The sequence below is a fragment of the Kineococcus aurantiacus genome (assembly GCF_013409345.1).
Lineage (GTDB): Bacteria > Actinomycetota > Actinomycetes > Actinomycetales > Kineococcaceae > Kineococcus > Kineococcus aurantiacus.
Window position 1 is genome coordinate 1124934 of sequence record NZ_JACCBB010000001.1, and the last position, 19531, is coordinate 1144464.

Sequence of the window (19531 nt, forward strand, 5' to 3'; positions counted from 1 at the left end):
TGCCGGTCTCAACCACCGCGGTGTCCCGCCCCGGCTCAGCAGACGGCGGGCGCCACCGCGATCTCGTGCTGGGTGTCGAACCACCGGTTGCCCGTGAAGGTGACCCCGGCCGGCGCCGTCGCGGCCCCGTAGCGGTTCCCGTGCCCGAACTGGTTGTCGGCGAAGACCACGTCCTGGACGTTGGCCGCGCAGGACACGTTGACGGAGTAGCTGCCGCCGTTGAAGAAGTTCTGCTCGAACCGCACGCTCTCCAGCCGCTTGGCCCCGGTCTCGGTGCCGAGCTGGACCGCGGAGTTCAGGAAGTCCTCCGACCCCTGCACGCGCGGGTCGAGGGTGTTGTGCCGCACCAGGATCCGCGCACCCGAGGTCGACTGCAGCGCGTCGGTGTGGACGGCGGGGTCGCGCACGAGGTCGTGCACGTAGCTGTCGGTGATCGTCACGTCGTCACCCAGGCGGGGGCCGTCCTGCGTGCCGCGGACCTCGACCCGGCGCAGGGTGTACCCGCTCCAGCCGATCGCCACCTCGGCCGACCCGTCGCTGACGATCTCGGAGTCCTCCATGACGAAACCGGGGGCGTCGGTGAGGGCGACCGCGCGCAGCGTCGCGTCCTGGCAGGTGATCCGGGAGTTGCGGACGGTCACGCCGGGGACGTGCACGGTCAGGCACCCCTGGACGTCCAGGCCGTCCAGCACCGCGCCGGGTTCCCAGATGTCGAGGTCGGTCGAGGGCTGCAGGACCGTGCCGTCGGGGACCCCGGTGGTGTCCGCGGTGGGGAAACCGGCGGGGATCCCGGTCGTCTCCAGCGGGACCGCGCGCAGGTACTTCACGACCGACTGGACCATGTACTTGCCGCTGTACAGCTTGGCGACGACCTTGACGGTGCCGAGGTGGCCCGTGAGGTCGACGTCCCCGTCGCCGGTGTAGACGCCGCCGGTGGTCGTGACCGCCCCGAGGGTCCCGTTGAGGACGTCGTCGACGTAGTACGTGCCGCGGTCGAACTTCACGTTCGTGTTCGTGGCGATGTCCACGACGGTCGCGGGGATGCGCGCGTTGTTGACGGAGGTGCCCTGGTAGGTCATGAACGGGTTGAACGCGGCCTGTGCCGGGGCGGACGCCGCGACCGTGCCGGCCGCGACGGTCGCGACGGCCAGCACTGTGGCGGTCAGGTGGGCGGTCAGGCGGGCGGTCAGGCGGGCGGCGGGACCGGTGCTGCGCTGGGAGCGGGGGGTGCGTGAGGGGTTCACGGTGACCTCCGGGCATCGACGACGGGTGTGTCCTCGATGTCTCGTCGGGGGCCGCTGTCACCTGTGTCGTCCGGTCCGGTACGGCGAACGGGTGAAACCCCGTGACGCTACCCTCCGTCACCGGCGGGAGGCGTCAGAATCCCCTCCGTTGCGCCGCAGGGTGACGGCGTCGTACAACTCGCGTGACGGGACGCCCTCGCGCCCGGCGACCTCGCGCACGGCGTCCTTCATGCGGTGCCCGTCGCGGACGAGGCCGGCGACCTCCTCGACGAGCTCGGCCGTCGAGCGGGCCGGGCGCCCGGAGGACCCCTGCACCACGAGGCACACCTCCCCGCGCACCTCCCCGGCACCGGCCCAGGCCACCAGGTCCCCCAGCGGGCCGCGCACGACCTCCTCGTAGGTCTTGGTCAGCTCCCGGCACACCGCCGCCGGCCGGTCCGCGCCGAAGGCCTGCGCCATGGCCTCCAGGGTCGCGGCCGTGCGGTGGGGGGACTCGAAGAAGATCAGCGTGCGGGCGTCCCCGGCGAGGGCGGCGAACACCCGCTGCCGCTCCCCCGGCCGGCGCGGGGCGAACCCCTCGAAGGAGAACCGGTCGCTGGGCAGGCCCGAGACCGCGAGCGCGGCCAGCACCGCCGAGGGCCCGGGGACGACCGTCACGGGCAGGCCGGCCTCGACGCAGCCGCGCACGAGCCGGTACCCCGGGTCGGACACCGACGGCATGCCGGCGTCGGTGACCAGCGCCACGGTCGCGCCGCCGCGGACGGCCGCCACGAGCTCGGGGGTGCGCTCGGCCTCGTTGTGCTCGTGGTAGCTGAGGACCTTCCCGCGGGGGCTGACCTCCAGGGCGGCGGCGAGGCGGTGCAGCCGCCGGGTGTCCTCGGCCGCGACGACGTCGGCGGTCTCCAGGAGGTCCAGGAGCCGCCGGGTGGCGTCGCCGGCGTTGCCGATGGGGGTGCCGGCGAGCACCAGCCGGCCGGTCGCGCGCGTGGGGTCCACGCGCGTCATCGTGCCGCACGCCCGCGGCGGACCGCCGCGCCTACGATGGCGCGGTGATCGCTGACCAGCCGGCCGGGTACGGAGCGCTGTCGCGGGGGAACGCCGGGTGAGCGCGCTGGGCACGCCCGCGGCGCCGGCCACCCGGGTCGCGGACGTGCGGGAACGGTTGCTGGGCGGCAGCTCGGAGATCACCGGGGAGTCCTGGCGGCGCGGCTGGATCCCGCTGCTCGTCGTGACCGCGATCGGCGGGTTCCTGCGCTTCCTCGGCCTCGGGCGGCCCCACCAGCTCGTCTTCGACGAGACCTACTACGTCAAGCAGGCGTACTCGCTGCTGCGGCACGGCGTGGAGCTGCGCAACGACGGCGCGATCAGCGAGCCGGACGCGTTGTTCACCGCGGGCACGCCGGACGTGTTCGGCACCACGGGCGACTTCGTCGTCCACCCCCCGGTCGGCAAGTGGATGATCGCCGTCGGCGAGTGGCTGTTCGGGGCCGACTCCTCCTTCGGCTGGCGCTTCTCGGCGGCCCTGGTCGGGACGCTGTCGATCCTGCTCATCGGCCGCGTGGCCCGGCGCCTGTTCCGCTCCACGCTGCTGGGGGTCACCGCCGCGGTCCTGCTGGCCTTCGAGGGCCAGCACTTCGTCGAGAGCCGCACGAGCCTGCTCGACGTCTTCCTCATGTGGTGGGTGCTGGTGGCCTTCGCGCTGCTGCTGGTGGACCGCGACCACGCCCGGGAACGGCTGGCGGTGGCCGTGGCGCGCCACGGCACGGCGGGGCTGGGCCCGCGGACCGGCTTCCGCGGCTGGCGGCTGGCGGCCGGGGTCAGCCTGGGCCTGGCCTGCGGGGTGAAGTGGTCGGGCGTCTACGTGCTGGCCGTCTTCGGGCTGATGACCTTCCTGTGGGACGCGGGCGCGCGCCGGGCGGTGGGGGTGCGGCCGTGGTTCGCGGCGGCGGTCTGGCGCGACGGGATCGGCGCCTTCGCGGCGCTGGTGCCGGTGGCGGTGGTGACCTACGTGGCGACGTGGGCGGGCTGGTTCGCGAGCGAGGCCGGCTGGGACCGGCAGTGGGGGGCGCAGCACCCCTCCCGCGGCGTCGGCGCGGTCGTCCCCGACGCCCTGCGCAGCCTGTGGCACTACCACCAGCAGGCGTACACCTTCCACGTCGGGCTCGACACCCCGCACCCGTACATGGCCAACCCGTGGTCGTGGCTGGTGCAGGGCCGGCCGACGTCCTTCTTCTACGAGGCCAAGGCCCAGGGGGTGGAGGGCTGCCCGGTCGACAACTGCTCCAAGGCGATCACGTCGCTGGGGACCCCCGTGCTGTGGTGGGTGGGGCTGGTGGCCCTGGCCGTGCTGCTGCTGCGCTGGGCCTTCGCCCGCGACTGGCGGGCCGGGGCGGTCCTGGCCGGGTACGCCGGGGCGTACCTGCCGTGGTTCCAGTACCAGCACCGGACGATCTTCACGTTCTACGCCGTCGTCCTCGTCCCGTTCGTCGTGCTGGCCGTGGTGCACCTGCTGGGGCTGGTGCTGGGGCCGGACCCGAGCACGGCGGTGCTCCAGCGCGGGGTGAGCGTCGAGTCGGCCCTGCTGCGGCGCCGCGTGGGCGCCGCGGTGGCCGGGACCGTCGTCGTGCTGTGCGTGGCGTGCTTCGCCTTCTTCTGGCCGGTGTACACGGCGCAGGTCATCCCGTACGAGTCCTGGAGCCGGCGGATGTGGCTGCCGAGCTGGGTCTGAGGGTCCCGCGGCAGGCCCCGGGACACCCCGTCGGGCACGCCCTGGACCACACCTGGACCACGCTGTGGATCACGCTCCGGTCTCGTGACGGAGCCGTTTCGGTGAGGCGGGTACGGCGGAAGTGTGACGGACTCCTCTTGGCGGTCACCGACCGCAGTCGCTAGGGTGCGGCACGTTACAGGTTCGCCCATCCGGGCGGCCGCGAGCCTGAGGACGCCCCATGACTGCACTCCTGGTAGCCAATGACGGCGGACACCTGGCCCAGCTGAAGTCGCTCGCCAAGCGGCTGCCCATCGCCGACACCTTCCGGTGGGTCACGGTCCCGACCCCCCAGTCGGAGTCGCTCCTCGAGGGCGAGGACGTGACGTGGGTCAAGCCCGGGCCGACGCGCGACCTCAAGGCCGCGGTGCAGAACGCGGTGCTCACCTCCCCGCTGTTCCGCCGCAACCGCGTCTCGGCCGTGGTCAGCACCGGCTCCAGCCTCGCGGTCTCGGTGCTCCCGCAGGCGCGCCTGCACGGCAAGCCCAGCTACTACATCGAGAGCGCCACCCGCACCCACGGGCCCAGCCTGTCCGGCCGCCTGCTGTCGAAGATCCCCGGGGTGGAGCTCTACACGCAGAACGCCTCCTGGGCCTCCAAGAAGTGGAAGTACGCCGGCTCGGTCTTCGACGGCTGGGAGCCCGTCCGCCTGCCCGAGGGCCGCAAGGTCTCCAAGGTGGTCGTGTCGCTGGGCACGTCGCGGACCTACGGCTTCCGCCGCCTCGTGGAGCACGTCGCGCCGATCCTGCAGGACCTCGGCGCGGAGGTCCTGTGGCAGACCGGGACCACCGACACCACCGGGCTGCCCGTGCTCGACGCCCGCCCCTCGGTCCCCGCCCAGGAGCTGTCGGCCGCGATGCGCGAGGCCGACCTCGTCATCGCGCACGCCGGGACGGGGGTGGCGCTGGAGGCCCTGCAGGCCGGCAAGCTGCCCGTCCTCATCCCCCGCCGCGCCGAGTTCGCCGAGCACGTCGACGACCACCAGGAGCAGATCGCGGGCATGCTGCGCACCCGCGGGCTGGCGGTGGTCCGGGAGGCCGACGAGGTCCGCCTCGACGACCTGGACCTGGCGGCGGGCAGCAGCGTCTGCCTGCGCGAGGACGCTCGCCCGCTGGCGCTGTGAGCGCCCGGCCGCCGGCGCTGTGAGCGGGGCCGTGACGACGCCGGCCCGCACGTCGGTCCCCCGGGGGGGAACCGACGTGCGGGCCGGCGCCGTGGCGGGCTCCCTCAGCGGGCGGTCGCGACGCGCTTCAGCAGCGGCTGCCACCAGTCCTCGTGGTCGCGGTACCACTGGACGGTCTCGGCCAGGCCCTCGTCGAAGGAGTGCTGCGGGGCGTAGCCGAGCTCGCGGGAGATCTTCGAGATGTCGACGGAGTAGCGGCGGTCGTGCCCCTTGCGGTCCTCGACCTCGCGGACCCTCTCCCAGCCGACGCCGAACGCCTCCAGGATGCGGCCGGTGAGCTCCTTGTTCGTCAGCTCCGTGCCGCCGCCGATGTTGTAGACCTCACCGGGGCGGCCGCCGTCCACGACGAGCTGGATGCCGCGGCAGTGGTCGTCGACGTGCAGCCAGTCGCGCACGTTGAGGCCGTCCCCGTACAGCGGGACCGTCCCCCCGCGCATGAGGTTCGTGACGAACAGCGGGATGACCTTCTCGGGGAACTGGTACGGGCCGTAGTTGTTCGAGCAGCGCGTGATGCACGCCGGCAACCCGTGCGTGCGGTGGAACGAGCGCACGAGCAGGTCGCTGGCGGCCTTCGAGGCCGAGTAGGGGCTGTTCGGCTCCAGCGGGTGGTCCTCGGGCCAGGAACCCTCCGGGATCGTGCCGTACACCTCGTCGGTGGAGACGTGCACGAACTTGGTCACGCCGTGCCGCACGGCCGCGTCGAGCAGGACCTGCGTCCCCACGACGTTCGTGCGCACGAAACCCGCCGCGCCGTCGATGGAGCGGTCGACGTGGCTCTCGGCCGCGAAGTGCACCACGACGTCGGCCTCGGCCACCAGCGCGTCCACCGCGGGGGCGTCGGTGATGTCCGCCTCGACCAGCCGCAACCGCGGGTCGTCCGCCACCGGGTCCAGGTTCCGCGGGTTCCCGGCGTAGGTGAGCTTGTCGAGCACCACGAGCGAATCGATCCCCGTGGCCCCGTGCACCCCCGTCAGGGCCGAGCGGACGTAGTGACTGCCGATGAAACCTGCACCACCCGTGACCAGGAGTCTCATGGGGCGACATACTACGGTGTCATGCGCGGAATCATCCTCGCCGGTGGATCCGGCACCCGGCTGCACCCGATCACCCGGGGCATCAGCAAGCAGCTCGTCCCGGTCTACGACAAACCGATGATCTACTACCCGCTGTCCACCCTGATGCTGGCGGGGATCCGCGACGTGCTGGTCATCACCACGCCCCACGACGCCGAGGGTTTCCGGCGGCTGCTGGGCGACGGTTCGCAGTTCGGCGTGAACCTGCAGTGGGCCGTCCAGCCCTCCCCCGACGGCCTGGCGCAGGCCTTCGTCATCGGCCGGGAGTTCATCGGCGGGGACAGCGTCGGACTGGTGCTGGGGGACAACATCTTCTACGGCCCCGGCCTGGGCAACCAGCTCCGCCGGTTCGACGGCCTGACCGGTGGCGCGATCTTCGCGTACTGGGTCAGCGACCCCACCGCCTACGGCGTCGTGGAGTTCGACGACGCGGGGAACGCGCTGTCCCTGGAGGAGAAACCCCAGGACCCCCGCAGCAACTTCGCCGTCCCCGGCCTGTACTTCTACGACAACGACGTCGTCGCGATCGCGGAGTCGCTGGAACCCTCCGCGCGCGGGGAACTCGAGATCACCGACGTGAACCGCACCTACCTCGACCGCGGGGAACTCGCGGTGGAGGTCCTGCCCCGCGGGACGGCGTGGCTGGACACCGGGACCTTCGACCAGATGCTGGCGGCCGGGAACTACGTGAGCACCCTCGAGGCGCGGCAGGGGCTGAAGATCGGCTGCCCCGAGGAGGTCGCCTGGCGCAACGGGTGGCTCACCGACGACGAACTGGCCGACCGCGGCCGCGCCGTGGTCAAGAGCGGTTACGGCGCCTACCTGCTGGAACTGCTGGCCCGCGGCCGGCACGCCTGACCGACCCCGCCCCCGACCCGGACCGCGACGGCGCGGGGGCCGTCAGCCCCGGGCGCGGCGGCGCCGGGCCAGGTCGGTGAGGGCCCGGGACGCGGCGTGGTACCCGCACATCCCGTGCACGCCCCCGCCCGGCGGGGTCGCCGCCGAGCACAGGTAGACGCCCTCCAGCGGCGTGGAGTACGGGTCCAGCCCGACGACGGGGCGGAACACCTGCTGGCGGATCGTCAGCGCGCCCCCGCCGACGTCGCCGCCGACGAGGTTCTCGTTGCCCGCCTCCAGCGCCGCCGGGGACGTCTCGACGCGGGCCACGACCCGGTCGCGGAAACCCGGCGCGAAACGCTCGATCTGCCGGTCGACGCGCTCACCGGTGCCGGGGTCGGCCGAACCGTGCGGCGCGTGGGCGTACGCCCACAGGACGCGCTGCCCCCCGGGCGCGCGGCCGGGGTCGGCGACGTCCTGCTGGGCCACGAGGACGAACGGGCGCTCGGGGTGGCGGCCGCGGACGACGTCGGCCTCGGCCTCGGCGACCTGCGCGGCGGTGCCGCCCACGTGCACGGTGACGGCCTCGGCCAGCCGCGGGTCGCGCCACGGGACGGGCCCGTCGAGCAGGTAGTCGACCTTGTGCGCGGCCGGGCCGTACGTCCAGCGCCGCATGGCGGCCGCGTAGCGCGGCGGCAGGTCGTCCCCGGCGACGGCCAGGAACTGCCGGGGCGTCAGGTCCAGCAGCGTCACGTCGGCCGGGCCCGCCGCGGCCAGGTCCCCCAGGGCCCGCACGGGGTGCTCCAGCAGGACCCGGCCGCCGTGGTCGGCCAGCTCGGCGGCCAGCGCCCGCGTCAGCGCCCCCGTCCCGCCCTCGGGGACGGGCCAGCCGGTGGTGTGCGCCGCCGTGCCGAACAGCATCCCGAAGGCCGCGGTGAGCAGCTGCGTGTGCGGCTGGAGGGCGTGCGCGGCCATGCCCGCGAACAGCGCCCGGGCCGGCTCGTCGCGGAACACCGCGCGCACCAGCGCCGACGCCGGCCACGCGGCCCGCAGCCCGAACCCGGCCAGGGCCAGCGGGGAGGTGGGGACGCGCAGCAGCGGGCCGAGCACGGCCGGCACGAGCGACTCCCAGTCGCGGACCGGGCCGGTGAACAGCGCCCGCCACGCCGGGCCGTCGACGCCGAGCTCGGCGACGGCCTCGCCGAGGTCGCCGGGCAGGAGCGCCGCGGGCCGGCCGTCGAGGGGGTGCCCCAGCGGGTAGCGCCCGTGCCGCCAGCGCAGCCCGTGCTTCTCCAGGGGCAGGGTGGCGAAGAACGGGCTGGCGACGCCGAACGGCTGCACCGCCGAGCCGACGTCGGTGACCACGCCGGGCCCCAGCAGCTCGGCGCTGCGCGAGGCCCCGCCGAGGTGGGCCGTGGCCTCCAGGACGGTGACCTCCAGACCGGCGCGGGCCAGCAGCACCGCCGCGGACAGCCCGTTGGGGCCGGCGCCGACGACGGTGGCGCGGCCGATCACGGGCGACTGCTGAAGGTCGTCTCGTCCACGACCCGTACCGTACGCCGTCCCTTGCGCCGCAGCAGGTCGCGGGCCACGTGCAGCAGGTGCCGGGCCGCGACGAGGGCGCCGAGCACGACGAGGACCTGGTTGAACCGCTCGAACGTCCACTCCTGCGGGCGGGTGGCGGCGAACACCCCCAGGACGAGGGCCGCGGGCGGGCCGGCGACCCGCCAGGCGCGCAGGGTCCGGGCGCTCCACGCGACGTGCGGCAGCCGCACGCGCGACCACGGCACGAACGCCGCGTAGGTGAGGACGTTCCCCGAGAACCCGATGTTCATCATGAGGAGCACGCCCAGGTGGAACAGGGCGGCGACGGCGATCCCGGCGCGCCACCACCACCAGTTCAGGACGGCGAGCACGAGCAGCCCCTCGAGCAGCACGGTGGCGACGTCGAGGGACTCCCAGAACCACCGGCTGTCCAGGTGCACGAAGGAGCGGGCCAGCAGTTCGGTGCGGTCGTTGGCGTAGTACTGGTTGAACATGACGCCCTGGACGGCCTGCGTCGCGGGTGAGAGCCACCCGGACAGCAGCTTCGGCACGGCCGCGGTGAGGAACCCCAGGCCGACGAGCAGGGCCAGCAGCCGCAGCGGCCACTGCGGTGTCGCCGGGGCCGGGCCGCGGCGGCGCAGCGCGTCGACCGACACCGCGTCGCCCCAGCGGGCGAAGGCCATGACGACGGGCACGAGCAGCGTGAAGATCGTGTGGTCGATCTTCCCGAGGCTGTAGCCGGTGCCGTAGCCCAGCAGCAGCGCGCAGGCCAGGACGACCGAGGCCGTTCGGGTGGCGAACCCCACGAGCAGGAACGCGGCGGCGACGCCCACGACGACCTCGAGGCCGTGCAGGACGGCGGCCGGCGGGACGGCGTGCAGCAGGGCGAAGGGGCCGGGCGGGCCGTCGACGAAGGAGTCGGGGAACGCGCTGACCCACGCGAAGTCGCGGGGCGACAGGAGCAGGACGAGGGCGAACAGGACCCGGTAGCGGCCCAGGTCGACGGCGGTCAGGTCGCCGCGGCCGGCCCAGGCGTCGAACCGGGCGGCGAGCCGGTTCACGAGGCGCCCCCGAGGTCGACGTGGACGTGCCGGCCCTCGCGCAGCACGGTGCGGCTGCCGTCCTGCACGGAGTACCCCACCTGCTGCCACTGCACGTCGAAGGCCGTGACGGTGCCCTCCGGGTCGTCGGCCCACCGCTGCCGCAACCAGGCGACGGTGCGCGGGTCCTCGGCGGTGCGCTGGTCGCGGAACCCGCGCAGCAGGACGTACCGGGGCAGGATCCCCGTGGGCGGCAGCGCCTCCTCGACGGGGATCCTGCGCGTGTGGCCGTCGGCGTAGCCGAGGTGGATCACGGCCTCGGTCGTCGTGGCCCGCCCGCCCGTCAAGGGCACGCCCCCGAAGGAGGGCTGGTACAGCCCCGGGTAGGGCTCCCCGGCCAGTTCGCGCACGGCCACCTGCACCGGCAGCGCGAGCACGGCCAGCGCGAAGACCCCCCGGACCGCACGGCGTCGGATGGTAGGACTCCCCCAAGTCACCACGCTGCGCACCTTAGGCCTCACGCAGGGTTGTTGTCTGGGGGTTGCGGGAACCGGGTCCGGGACGGGGACGAGCGGTCGACGACCGCGGCGCAGGCCCCCACCCCGGGTGGTGCGTCCCGGCCCGCCGAGTCGACCCGGTCCAGGTGTCGAGGCGGAGCGGTACCGCCGTCCGTCGGATCGCCCAACGGCGCGGGACGGGCCCTACGCGCGCCCCAGCACCTCACCGGCCGCGACGCGCCACCGGTCCTCCCAGTCCCCGATCGGCTCGACCCCGGCCGCGGCGAGCGCCGCCGTGCCCAGCACCGAGAACGCCGGCCGCGGCGCGGGGCGGACGAACTCGGCGCTCGTGACGGGTTTCACCTCGACGTCGCCCAGCCCCGCCGAGGCCACGACCGTGCGCGCGAACTCGAACCAGGAGCAGCGCCCCGCCGACACCGCGTGGTAGGTGCCCGCCGGGGCCGCGGCCTCGACCAGCCGCAGCGCCAGGTCCGCCACGTCGCGGGTCCAGGTGGGCTGGCCGACCTGGTCGTCGACGACGGACAGCGCGCCGCGCTCGCGGCCGAACCGCACCATCGTCTTGGGGAAGCAGCCGCCGTGGGCCCCGTACAGCCAGGCGGTGCGCAGGACGAGGGCGTCGGCCCCGCCGGCCCGCACGGCCCACTCCCCCGCGGCCTTGGTGCGCCCGTACGCGCTGCGGGGCGCGACGGGGGCGTCCTCGGCGTACGGCTCGGTGGCGGTGCCGTCGAAGACGTAGTCGGTGGAGACGTGCACGTACCGCGCCCCGGCGGCCCGGGCCGCGTCGGCCAGGTTGCGGGCCCCGACGGCGTTGACGGCGAACGCGGTCGCCTCGTCGGTCTCGGCGGCGTCGACGGCCGTGTACGCCGTGGCGTTGAGGACGACGTCGGCGGCGGCCTCGCGCACGACCGCCCGCGCGGCGGCCGCGTCGGTGACGTCGAGCTGCGCCCGCGTGAGGGCGACCACCTCGTGCCCCGCCCCGCCGAGGACGTCCACGACGTCCGTCCCGAGCATCCCGCCCGCTCCTGCCACGACCCAGCGCACGTGCGTCCCTCCCGGTGTCCGACCGTCCGGGCGCAGCCTACGGTGACCGCCCGAGCACGGACAGCCCCCACCGCGCTGGGTAGTCTCCGGCGCGTGCAGACACGAGAACTCACCGTCCCCGGTGCCTGGGAGTTCACCCCGCGCCAGTTCGGCGACGACCGCGGGACGTTCATGGAGTGGTTCACCACCGACGCCTTCACCGGGCGGACCGGCCACGACCTCGCGCTGGCCCAGGCGAACTGCTCGGTCTCGGCCGCGGGGGTCCTGCGCGGCGTCCACTACGCCGACGTGCCGCCGGGGCAGGCGAAGTACGTGTTCTGCGCGGCCGGGGCGGTGCTCGACGTCGTCGTGGACCTGCGCGTCGGCTCGCCCACGTTCGGGCGCTGGGACTCGGTGCTGCTCGACGACGTCGACCGCCGCGCGGTGTACCTGTCCGAGGGCCTGGGCCACGCGTTCCTGTCGCTGGCCGACGGGTCCACCGTCGTCTACCTGTGCTCGCAGGGGTACGCCCCCGACCGCGAGCACGGCGTGCACCCGCTCGACCCGGAACTGGGCATCGACTGGCCCACCACCGGCCGCGACGGGCAGCCGCTGGAGTTCACGCTGTCCGGCAAGGACGAGCAGGCCCCCACGCTGCAGCAGGCCCTGGAGGCCGGGGCGCTGCCGCGCGCCGACGAGGTCGCGCGGTTCGTCGCGGGGCTGCGCGTCAGCTGAGCCCGAGCAGGTCGCGCCAGCGGTCCCCGCGCGCGGCCCACGTGTGGCGCCCGGCGAACTCCCGCCGGGCGTCCGCGGCGGACGGGTCGTCCCCGGCGGCCGCCGCGACGGCGGCCTCGCCGAACTTCGCCGGGTCGGCGGCCAGGTCGTCGACGACGCTCACGCCGGGGGCGTCCAGCCAGTCCAGCGCCTCCAGCCGGGTCGAGACGACGGGCAGCCCCGCCGCGAGGTACTCCAGCACCTTCAGCGGGAAGCTGGCCTGGTTGAACTCCGAGAGCGTGTACGGCATCAGCCCCACCGACGCGCGCGCCAGCACCTGCGAGACCTCCTGCGGCGCACGGGGTCCCAGCCAGTGGACCCGCGGGTGGCCGAGCAGTTCGCGCCAGGCGCCGTCCTGGGTGAAGGTGGGCTGGCGGGGGCCGACGACGACGAGGTCGAGCCCGGCGGCGACCACCGCGCGGAAACCCCCGAGGTCGATCCGGTCGGACACCATGCCCAGGAACACCGCGAACGGGCCCGCGGGCAGGTCCAGCGGGGCGGTGGCCGGCGCCGTGAGCTCGGCCCCCGCGGGCACGAGGTGGGCCTGGCGCCCCTGCGCGGCGCACAGCCGCTGCAGCCGGGGCGAGACGACGACCACCTCGTCGGCCAGGGCCAGGCTGCGGTCGCGGCCGCGCCGCAGCCGCTCGGCGGGGACCCCGACGAGCCCGGCCCCGGCGACGTAGTCGTCCTTGACGAGGAACGCCGTGCGGGCCCCGAACGCCCGCGCCAGCGCCCGCAGCGGCCGGCCCACGTTCTGCGCCGAGGCCAGCGCCCGCGGGCGGCGGCGCTCGCGCACCGCGGCCGCCAGGACCGTCGCCGCGACGACCGGCGCGTTGAGGTGGTGCAGCCCCCGGCGGCGGCTGGCGGGCAGCACCCAGGGCGTCACGACGCGCACGCCGCCGGGGGCCGGCACCCGGCGCGCGGGCAGTCGCAGCCCGTCGCCCTTCGTCCACACGGCCGTGGGCGGCTGGACGAACAGCACGTCGTGGGTGCGGGCCAGTTCCCCGGCCAGGCGCTGCTCGTACAGCCGGTGCCCCTCGAAGGCCGTGCTGGACAGGACGACGACCAGGGGCCGGCCGCTCACGCCGCCTCCCGGACCAGCCGGGCCAGGTCGGCGGCCATCCGCGCCGTCGAGAAGCGCTCGCGGACCCGCTGCGCCGCGGCACGTCCCATCGCCGCGGCGCGCTCGGGGTCGGCCAGCAGGCCCGTGACGGCCTCGGCCAGCGCGTCGGCGTCCCCGGGCGGGACGAGCAGCCCCGTCTCGCCGTCGGCGACGTAGTCCGCCATGCCGGGCGTGCCGGTGACGACGACGGGAACGCCGCAGGCCATGGCCTCCAGTGAGGCCGTCAGGCCCGAGCAGTGCACGTTCGGCACGAGCGGCACGACGACGACCCGGGCGCGCCGGTACACCTGCTCGCGCAGCGCGACGTGGTCGAGCTGGACGGTGCGGCTGCGCGGGCCCGCCGGGACCGGCCGGCTGGTGGCGGCGGTCAGCTCCGCGCCCGGGACCGCGCGCAGGACCCGCGGCCACGCGGCGGCCAGCGTCGCGTAGTCGCGGTGCCGGTCGTTGCCGACCGAGGCCACCAGCTCCCCCGCGGGCGGCTCGTCGCGCTCGGTCCAGAAGTCGGTATCGACGCCCTGCGGCACGAGCTGGACCTGCGGGGCGCGCAGCCCCCAGCGCTCCAGCACCGGCAGCTGGGCCGAGGACAGCACGAACAACCGTCCCGCCCGCGGCAGGTAGCGCCGGGTGACCGCCTGCGCCGCAGCCGATCCCCCGTCGGTGGCCCAGACGACGCCGGAGACCACCGGCCGGGAGCGGCCCACCGCGGCCAGGGCGGGGACGCCGAGGCGTTCCTCCCACGTCAGCAGCGGGTCCGACCCGCGCCAGGAGGGGCCGCCGAACCGCAGGCCGTCCAGCAGCTTGCCGGACACCCGCTCCAGCGGGCGCGGGACGCCCACGTCGAGCAGGTTCGGCGCCAGGTCGTGGGCGGCCAGCCGGTCCAGGCCGTAGGGGAAGCGGTCCGGCACGAGCCCGGCGGCGTGCCGCTGCGGCCAGCCGCGCGTGTGGGCCGAGGCGACGGCCACGTCGACGGCGCGGGGCCCGCCGGTGCGCGCGCGGGTCCCGGCGGTGTCGGGCTGCGCGCTCACCCGGCGGCCCGGACCTGCTCGGCGGCGGCGGGGAACTCGCGCAGCAGCCCGCGCGCGGCCTCGACCGCCTCGTCGGCCGTCGTCGCCGTGCGGGTCAGGACGCTGTCGGCGGTCCAGGCCTCGCGGAAGTCGGCGATCTTGCCGTAGGAGTTGTCCAGGACCACGTGCGGGATCCCCAGCAGCAGGCACAGGATGTGCCCGTGCAGGCGGTCGGTGATGACGACCCGGCCGCGGCTGAAGGTGCGCACGCCCGCCTGCAGGTTCTGCCGGGCCATCGCGTCGTAGGTGGCGCGCAGCACCGGCTGCGTCAGCCGGGACGTGGCGGCGCTCTCCACCCGGCGGACCGCGCCGACCGTGCGGCGCTTGAGCGTCCAGGCGCGGTGGTCGAAGGCGTGCGTCCCCCAGTCGGTGACGGTCATCCCGGCGGCGCGGAACGTCGCGGCGTGCCCGACGCCCTCGCGGTCGTCGCGCATGAGGCACAGGACGTCGACCTCGGCGGGACCGGTGCGCGCCAGCGGCCCCAGGCCGAAGGCGGCGTCGGGCACGAGGCTGACGGCGGCGTCGGGGAACATCCGCTCGGCCTCGGCCAGCGACCGGCGGTCGCGGACCATGAGGTGCAGGTCGCGGTGGGCGCGCAGGGCGGCCGAACCGGCGGCGGCCCCGGCCGGGTCGGAGTACCAGATCGACTGCGGCAGCTGCACGATGCGCTGGTCGGGGAAGCGGCGGGCGACGTCCTCGCGGAACCGCTGGTAGTCCGGCCAGACGTCGCCGAAGTTCCCGCCGCCGTGCAGCAGGACCGGGTGCGCGCCGTTGCGGGCGCGCAGGGCGCCCGGGACGAGGGAGTGGTGCTCGCAGGCGTAGTCGACGCGGGTCCCGGCCCGCTCCAGCAGAGCCCGCTCACCGAGCCAGATGAGGGAGTCCCCGACGTTCTTGTGCCCGGGGAAGTCCAGGAGCGCGGCGCGGTCGGAGCCGAGGGCCGCGCTGACGGACTCCTGCCAGCGGGTGCCGAGGCGGTGGACGAGGGCCGCATCCGGACGGGTGACGGTCATGCCGGGAGTGTAGGGGGACGACCACTGCCGGTCACCGGCCTGCCGCTGCGCAGCGCGCTGCGCAGGTTCACGCCCACGAACAGCACCCGGGCCGTGGTGTGCGCCAGCAGGTACCGGGCGCGGCGCCCCGGGGAGGTGAGGACCCCGTCGCGGACGGGCGGCCGCACGACCGCCTGCCCGGCCAGCCGCACGTGCGCGGCGGCCACCCCCGCGAAGTGGCGGCGCCCGCGGCCGCGGGCGGTGTCGACGTCGCACCGGCCCCGGGCCACCCGCAGCGTCTTGGACACCATCGCCGGCCAGGTCGAGCGGGCCGGGTGGTGCACCACGGCGTCCGCGGCGTAGCCCTGCGCCCCGCCGTGCGCCCGCACCCGCTGCCCCCACTCGGCGTCCCCGCGCGAGGTCAGGGAGGCGTCGAACGGGCCCACCTCGGCCAGCGTCGAGCGCCAGGTGAGGAGGTTGGCGGTCACGGCGAAGTGCTGCTTGGCCAGGTACTCCTGCTGCGGGAAGGCGTGGGCCGCCTCGTACAGCTCCCACGCGGTCCGCGGCGTGCCGCCGGCGAAGGTCAGCTCCACCGCTCCCCCGACCATGGCGACGCCGGTCCCGGTGCGCCGCAGCGCCTCCACCCCGCGCGTGAGCCAGTCCGGCTCGGGCGTGCAGTCGGCGTCGGTGAAGGCGACCACCTCGACGGGTCCGGCGGTGGGCCCGGCGGTGGGGTCGTCCTCCAGCGCGGCCAGGGCGCGGTTGCGGGCGCGGTAGGAGCCGGGGACCGGTTCGGACAGCAGGGCGAAGCGGGCGTCGTCGGGCAGCGCGGGGGCCAGGTCCGCCGTGGAGGCGTTGTCGACCACGAGGACCCGCACCGGGCCGGGGTAGTCCTGGTCGCGCAGGGCCCGCAGGCAGCGTCCCAGCTCGGCCACCCCGGCCGGCCCGGAGGCGTGCGCGGGCACGACGACGGCCACGGCGGGCCAGGTGGAGGAGGTGGTCACGGGGGCGGATCCTGCTACGCCTCGTCGCCGCCGTGCAACGCAGCGTCGGTCGGGGGTCCACCGACCTCGATGACCGAGAGCGACCGGTGTGCGACGATGCGCGCACCGCCGCCGACGGAGGGAGACACATGTCGACGCCCGAGTCGGCGCCGCACGCCACGAGCACGACGCAGGCCCCCGCGCCCGCCGCCACGGCCCCCTTCGTCGACGTGGTCGTCCCCGTCAAGGACGACCCGCGGCTGGAGGGCTGCGTGCGGGCCCTGCTGGCCCAGGACCACCCCGCCGACCGGTTCCGGGTCATCGTCGCCGACAACGGCTCCGCCGACCCCCGCCTGGACCTGGCCGACCTCGACCCGCGCGTCAGCGTCGTCGTCGAACCCCGCCCCGGCTCCTACGCCGCGCGCAACGCCGCGGTCCGGCTGGCCCGCGGCGACGTCCTGGCCTTCACCGACTCCGACACCGTCCCGGACCCGGCGTGGCTGTCCGGGGCCGTGCGCGCCCTGCGCTCGGGCGCCGACATCGTCGCCGGGCGGGTCCGGGTCTACCCGCGCGACCCCGCCCGCCCCCACCCCGTGGAGGCCTTCGAGGTCGTCAACGCCTTCCGGCAGGACCGCACCGTGCCGCGCGGTTTCGCCGTGACGGCCAACGTCGTGGTGCGCCGGGAGGTGTTCGACGCCGTCGGCCCCTTCAACGACGCGCTGCCCTCAGGCGGGGACGCGGAGTGGTGCGGCCGGGCCGTGGCCGCCGGGTACCGGCTCACCTACGTCGAGGACGCCGTCGTGGCCCACCCCGCCCGGGACTCCTACGCCGAGGCGTGGAAGAAGCTGTGCCGGGTCCAGCTCGGGCGGCAGCTGCGGGTCCGGGCCGGGGAGGACCCGCCCGGCGCCCTGACGCTCAAGGCCTTCGCCCCGCCCCTGGGCTCGCTGGTGCGCGCCGTGCGGGCCCGCGAGCTGACCGGCGCCCGCGCGCGGGCCGCGTACGTCGTCGGCGCGTTCTACATGCGCTACGGGCGCGCCGCCGCGGCCGTGAAGTACCGCTGAGACCGCCGGGAAGCCCGGGACGACCCGTGACCACCGCACCCGCCGGCGCCGCGGCCGGGACGCCGGACGCGCCCGGCCCCACCCCGCCGCCCCGCGTCGACGGCCTGAGCATCGCCCGCGAGCGCCGCGCGCGCCGCCGCCGGCTGCGGTCCCTGCCCGCGCTGGTCGTCGAGGCGCTGCGGCTGTGCTGGAGCGCGCGCCGGCGCGACCTCGTGCTGGTGTTCGGGGTGCAGCTGCTGGGCTCGGCGCTGCTGGGCGTGCAGGTCCTGGTGGGGCGCGAGGCCCTGGCCCGGGTGTTCACCGGTTCCGGCGCCGGCGCGGACGGGGACCTGCTGCGGGCCGTCGGCGGGCCGCTGCTGGCGCTGGCGGGCCTGAGCGTGCTCGCCGGTCTGGCCGGCGCGGTCCGCGGCCAGCGGGTCCGGCTGCTGTCCGAGGCGGTGCAGCGCGCCGTGTGGCGGCGCGTCGTGGACACCACCACGGCCGTCCCCCTGGAGCGCTTCGACGACCCGCAGTTCCACGACCGCCTCCAGCGCGTCGCCACCAACGCCGTGTCCCGGCCGGTCGGGGTCGCCCAGGGTCTGGTCTCGATCCTCGGCGGGGTCGTCGGGGCGGTGGGGCTGGTCCTCGCCCTGTGGACCATCGAGCCGCTGCTGCTGCCGCTGCTGGCGCTGGCCGCGGTCCCGGTGCTGCTCGTCTCCCGGCGCGGCGGCCGGCTGGAGTTCGACTTCGCGGTGGCCCAGTCGGGGCCCTACCGGGTGCGCACGTACCTGCGCTCGGCCCTCACGGGGCGGCGCGAGGCCAAGGAGGTGCGGGCCTACGGCCTGGCCGCGCCGCTGCTGGCGCGCTACGAGCAGCTGCTGGAGGAGTACCAGCGCGCGCTGACGGCGCACGTGGGCCGGCGCATGCGCCTGACGCTGCTGTCGCAGCTGGTGACGGCCGCCAGCGTCGTGGGCACGGTCGTGCTGCTGCTGTGGATGGTGGACTCGGGGCGGATGTCGCTGGCCGACGCCGGGGCGGCCGGGGCGGCGGCCCCGCTGCTGGCCTCGCGCCTGCAGGCCCTGGCCGGCGGGGTCGGCACCGTGCTGGAGGCGGGCCTGTTCCTGGACGACCTGCGGGGCTTCCTCACGCTGGGGGGTGCCGCGGCGGCGGGCCCGGTCGCGCGGCCGGGGGCGGTCGGGCCCCTGGTGGAGCTGCAGGTGCAGGACGTGGGGTACCGCTACCCGCAGGGGGGCCGGCCGGCGCTGCGGGGGGTGTCGCTGACCGTGCGCCGGGGCGAGGTGGTGGCCCTGGTCGGGGAGAACGGCTCGGGCAAGACGACGCTGTCGAAGCTCCTGGCGGGGCTGCTGCCGGCCGCGGGGGGCACGGTCCGCTGGAACGGGACGGACGTCGCCGAGCTGGACCCGGCCGCGGTGCGCGAGCACGTCGCGGTCGTGTTCCAGGACTTCGTGCAGTGGCAGTTCTCGGCGCACGACAACATCGCGGTGGGCCGGGCCGGGCGCCCCGACGAGGCGGCCGCGGTCCCGGCCGCGGCGGTGCAGGCGGGGGCGGACGCGCTGCTGCGCGGGCTGCCGCAGGGGTACGCGACGCCGCTGAGCGCGGAGCTGCCCGGCGGGGTGGACCTGTCGCTGGGGCAGTGGCAGCGCGTCGCCCTGGCCCGCGCGTTCTACCGCGCGGCGGACCTGGTGATCCTGGACGAGCCGACCGCGGCGCTGGACGCGCGCGCGGAGGCGGAGCTGTTCGCGGGGATCCGCGACCTCGCCGCGGGCCGGACGGTGGTCCTGGTCTCGCACCGGTTCTCCAGCGTGCGCGAGGCCGACCGGATCGTGGTGCTGCGCGACGGCGGGGTCGACGACACCGGCACCCACGAGGAGCTCGTGGGCCGCGGCGGGCTGTACGCGGAGCTGTACGCGCTGCAGGCCCAGGCCTACCTCGACGAGGAGGTGGCGGGCCGGGGCGGGACCCCCACCGGCCGGCACGTGGCCCGCGGGTGAGCCCTCCCGCAGCGTGTCCGCAGCGTGTGCGTGCCCTTACGCTGTGCGCGTGAGCGAGGCGCAGCAGGTGGCGGTGCGGTCCGAGGAACTGGCCTGGAACGAGGTCGACGACCAGATCGTGGTCCTCGACACCACCACCTCGACCTACCACGCGGTCTCCGGCGCGGGCGTCGCCCTGTGGCCGCTGCTCGTCGCGGGCACCACGCGCGCGGACCTGCTGGAGGCGCTGCGGCGCACCTACGACATCCCCGGGGACCGGGCCGAGGCCGACCTCGACGCCTTCCTCGCCGACTGCGGCCCGCTGCTGCGGACGGCCTGA

Annotated in this window: 18 protein-coding genes; 7 read left to right on the forward strand and 11 right to left on the reverse strand. The window is 75.7% G+C overall.

All coding sequences use genetic code 11. The features are described from left to right. Window positions 1-35: 35 nt before the first annotated feature. Together BJ968_RS05330 and rsmI are read right to left on the reverse strand one after the other, a co-directional pair. Entirely contained in the window at window positions 36-1244 is a 1209-nt protein-coding gene (locus BJ968_RS05330; RefSeq protein WP_179749876.1) for a right-handed parallel beta-helix repeat-containing protein, read from the reverse strand. A 117-nt stretch (window positions 1245-1361) separates the two neighbouring features. Further along, on the reverse strand, window positions 1362-2240 hold the full coding sequence (rsmI, locus tag BJ968_RS05335) for a 16S rRNA (cytidine(1402)-2'-O)-methyltransferase (protein WP_343077840.1): 879 nt from the start codon (window positions 2238-2240) through the stop codon (window positions 1362-1364). A 106-nt stretch (window positions 2241-2346) separates the two neighbouring features. Here rsmI and BJ968_RS05340 point away from each other — a divergent pair, with 106 nt between their 5' ends. Both BJ968_RS05340 and BJ968_RS05345 read left to right on the forward strand, forming a co-directional pair. Then, window positions 2347-3972: a dolichyl-phosphate-mannose--protein mannosyltransferase gene (locus BJ968_RS05340; protein WP_343077841.1), complete on the forward strand. Its 1626-nt coding sequence runs from the start codon at window positions 2347-2349 to the stop codon at window positions 3970-3972. A 220-nt stretch (window positions 3973-4192) separates the two neighbouring features. Then, the gene (locus BJ968_RS05345) at window positions 4193-5134 is read left to right on the forward strand and encodes a glycosyltransferase (RefSeq protein ID WP_179749880.1); all 942 of its coding nucleotides are present in this window, start codon (window positions 4193-4195) and stop codon (window positions 5132-5134) included. Between the two features lie 104 nt (window positions 5135-5238). Here BJ968_RS05345 and rfbB read toward each other — a convergent pair whose 3' ends face one another. Next, window positions 5239-6228, reverse strand: coding sequence for a dTDP-glucose 4,6-dehydratase (rfbB, locus tag BJ968_RS05350; RefSeq protein ID WP_179749882.1), 990 nt, complete (start codon window positions 6226-6228; stop codon window positions 5239-5241). A gap of 21 nt (window positions 6229-6249) precedes the next feature. On the opposite strand from rfbB, the gene rfbA reads away from it, so the two are divergent. Next, entirely contained in the window at window positions 6250-7125 is an 876-nt protein-coding gene (gene rfbA, locus BJ968_RS05355; RefSeq protein ID WP_179749884.1) for a glucose-1-phosphate thymidylyltransferase RfbA, read from the forward strand. Window positions 7126-7167: 42 nt separating this feature from the next. Here rfbA and BJ968_RS05360 read toward each other — a convergent pair whose 3' ends face one another. The 4 genes from BJ968_RS05360 to rfbD form a co-directional block, all read right to left on the reverse strand. After that, window positions 7168-8619 carry an FAD-dependent oxidoreductase gene (locus BJ968_RS05360; RefSeq protein ID WP_179749886.1) on the reverse strand — a complete coding sequence of 484 codons (1452 nt, stop codon included), beginning with the start codon at window positions 8617-8619 and terminating at the stop codon, window positions 7168-7170. Beyond that, window positions 8616-9710, reverse strand: coding sequence for an HTTM domain-containing protein (locus BJ968_RS24130; protein WP_179749888.1), 1095 nt, complete (start codon window positions 9708-9710; stop codon window positions 8616-8618). Before BJ968_RS24130 ends, BJ968_RS05360 begins: the two co-directional genes overlap by 4 nt. Continuing rightward, entirely contained in the window at window positions 9707-10126 is a 420-nt protein-coding gene (locus BJ968_RS05370) for a hypothetical protein (protein WP_179749889.1), read from the reverse strand. Before BJ968_RS05370 ends, BJ968_RS24130 begins: the two co-directional genes overlap by 4 nt. Before the next feature lie 264 nt (window positions 10127-10390). Further along, window positions 10391-11248, reverse strand: coding sequence for a dTDP-4-dehydrorhamnose reductase (gene rfbD / locus BJ968_RS05375; RefSeq protein WP_179749890.1), 858 nt, complete (start codon window positions 11246-11248; stop codon window positions 10391-10393). 93 nt (window positions 11249-11341) lie between these two features. Here rfbD and BJ968_RS05380 point away from each other — a divergent pair, with 93 nt between their 5' ends. Continuing rightward, window positions 11342-11962 carry a dTDP-4-dehydrorhamnose 3,5-epimerase family protein gene (locus tag BJ968_RS05380; protein WP_179749891.1) on the forward strand — a complete coding sequence of 207 codons (621 nt, stop codon included), beginning with the start codon at window positions 11342-11344 and terminating at the stop codon, window positions 11960-11962. Here BJ968_RS05380 and BJ968_RS26355 read toward each other — a convergent pair. The 4 genes from BJ968_RS26355 to BJ968_RS05400 are packed head-to-tail and all read right to left on the reverse strand — an operon-like array spanning window position 11955 to window position 16181. Next, window positions 11955-13085, reverse strand: a complete 1131-nt coding sequence (locus BJ968_RS26355; RefSeq protein ID WP_179749892.1) for a glycosyltransferase — start codon at window positions 13083-13085, stop codon at window positions 11955-11957. The genes BJ968_RS05380 and BJ968_RS26355 overlap by 8 nt on opposite strands. Beyond that, entirely contained in the window at window positions 13082-14149 is a 1068-nt protein-coding gene (locus BJ968_RS26360; RefSeq protein WP_179749893.1) for a glycosyltransferase, read from the reverse strand. Before BJ968_RS26360 ends, BJ968_RS26355 begins: the two co-directional genes overlap by 4 nt. Beyond that, window positions 14146-15198: a polysaccharide pyruvyl transferase family protein gene (locus BJ968_RS05395; RefSeq protein WP_179749894.1), complete on the reverse strand. Its 1053-nt coding sequence runs from the start codon at window positions 15196-15198 to the stop codon at window positions 14146-14148. The genes BJ968_RS26360 and BJ968_RS05395 overlap by 4 nt, the downstream gene beginning before the upstream one ends. Further along, the gene (locus BJ968_RS05400; protein ID WP_179749896.1) at window positions 15195-16181 is read right to left on the reverse strand and encodes a glycosyltransferase; all 987 of its coding nucleotides are present in this window, start codon (window positions 16179-16181) and stop codon (window positions 15195-15197) included. The genes BJ968_RS05395 and BJ968_RS05400 overlap by 4 nt, the downstream gene beginning before the upstream one ends. A 128-nt stretch (window positions 16182-16309) precedes the next feature. On the opposite strand from BJ968_RS05400, the gene BJ968_RS05405 reads away from it, so the two are divergent. The 3 genes from BJ968_RS05405 to BJ968_RS25480 are packed head-to-tail and all read left to right on the forward strand — an operon-like array spanning window position 16310 to window position 19531. Then, on the forward strand, window positions 16310-17221 hold the full coding sequence (locus BJ968_RS05405) for a glycosyltransferase (RefSeq protein WP_179749898.1): 912 nt from the start codon (window positions 16310-16312) through the stop codon (window positions 17219-17221). A gap of 26 nt (window positions 17222-17247) precedes the next feature. After that, entirely contained in the window at window positions 17248-19212 is a 1965-nt protein-coding gene (locus BJ968_RS26365) for an ATP-binding cassette domain-containing protein (RefSeq protein ID WP_179749900.1), read from the forward strand. A 49-nt stretch (window positions 19213-19261) separates the two neighbouring features. Next, a complete protein-coding gene (locus BJ968_RS25480; RefSeq protein WP_179749902.1) occupies window positions 19262-19531 on the forward strand; it encodes a PqqD family peptide modification chaperone in 270 nt (89 codons plus the stop codon).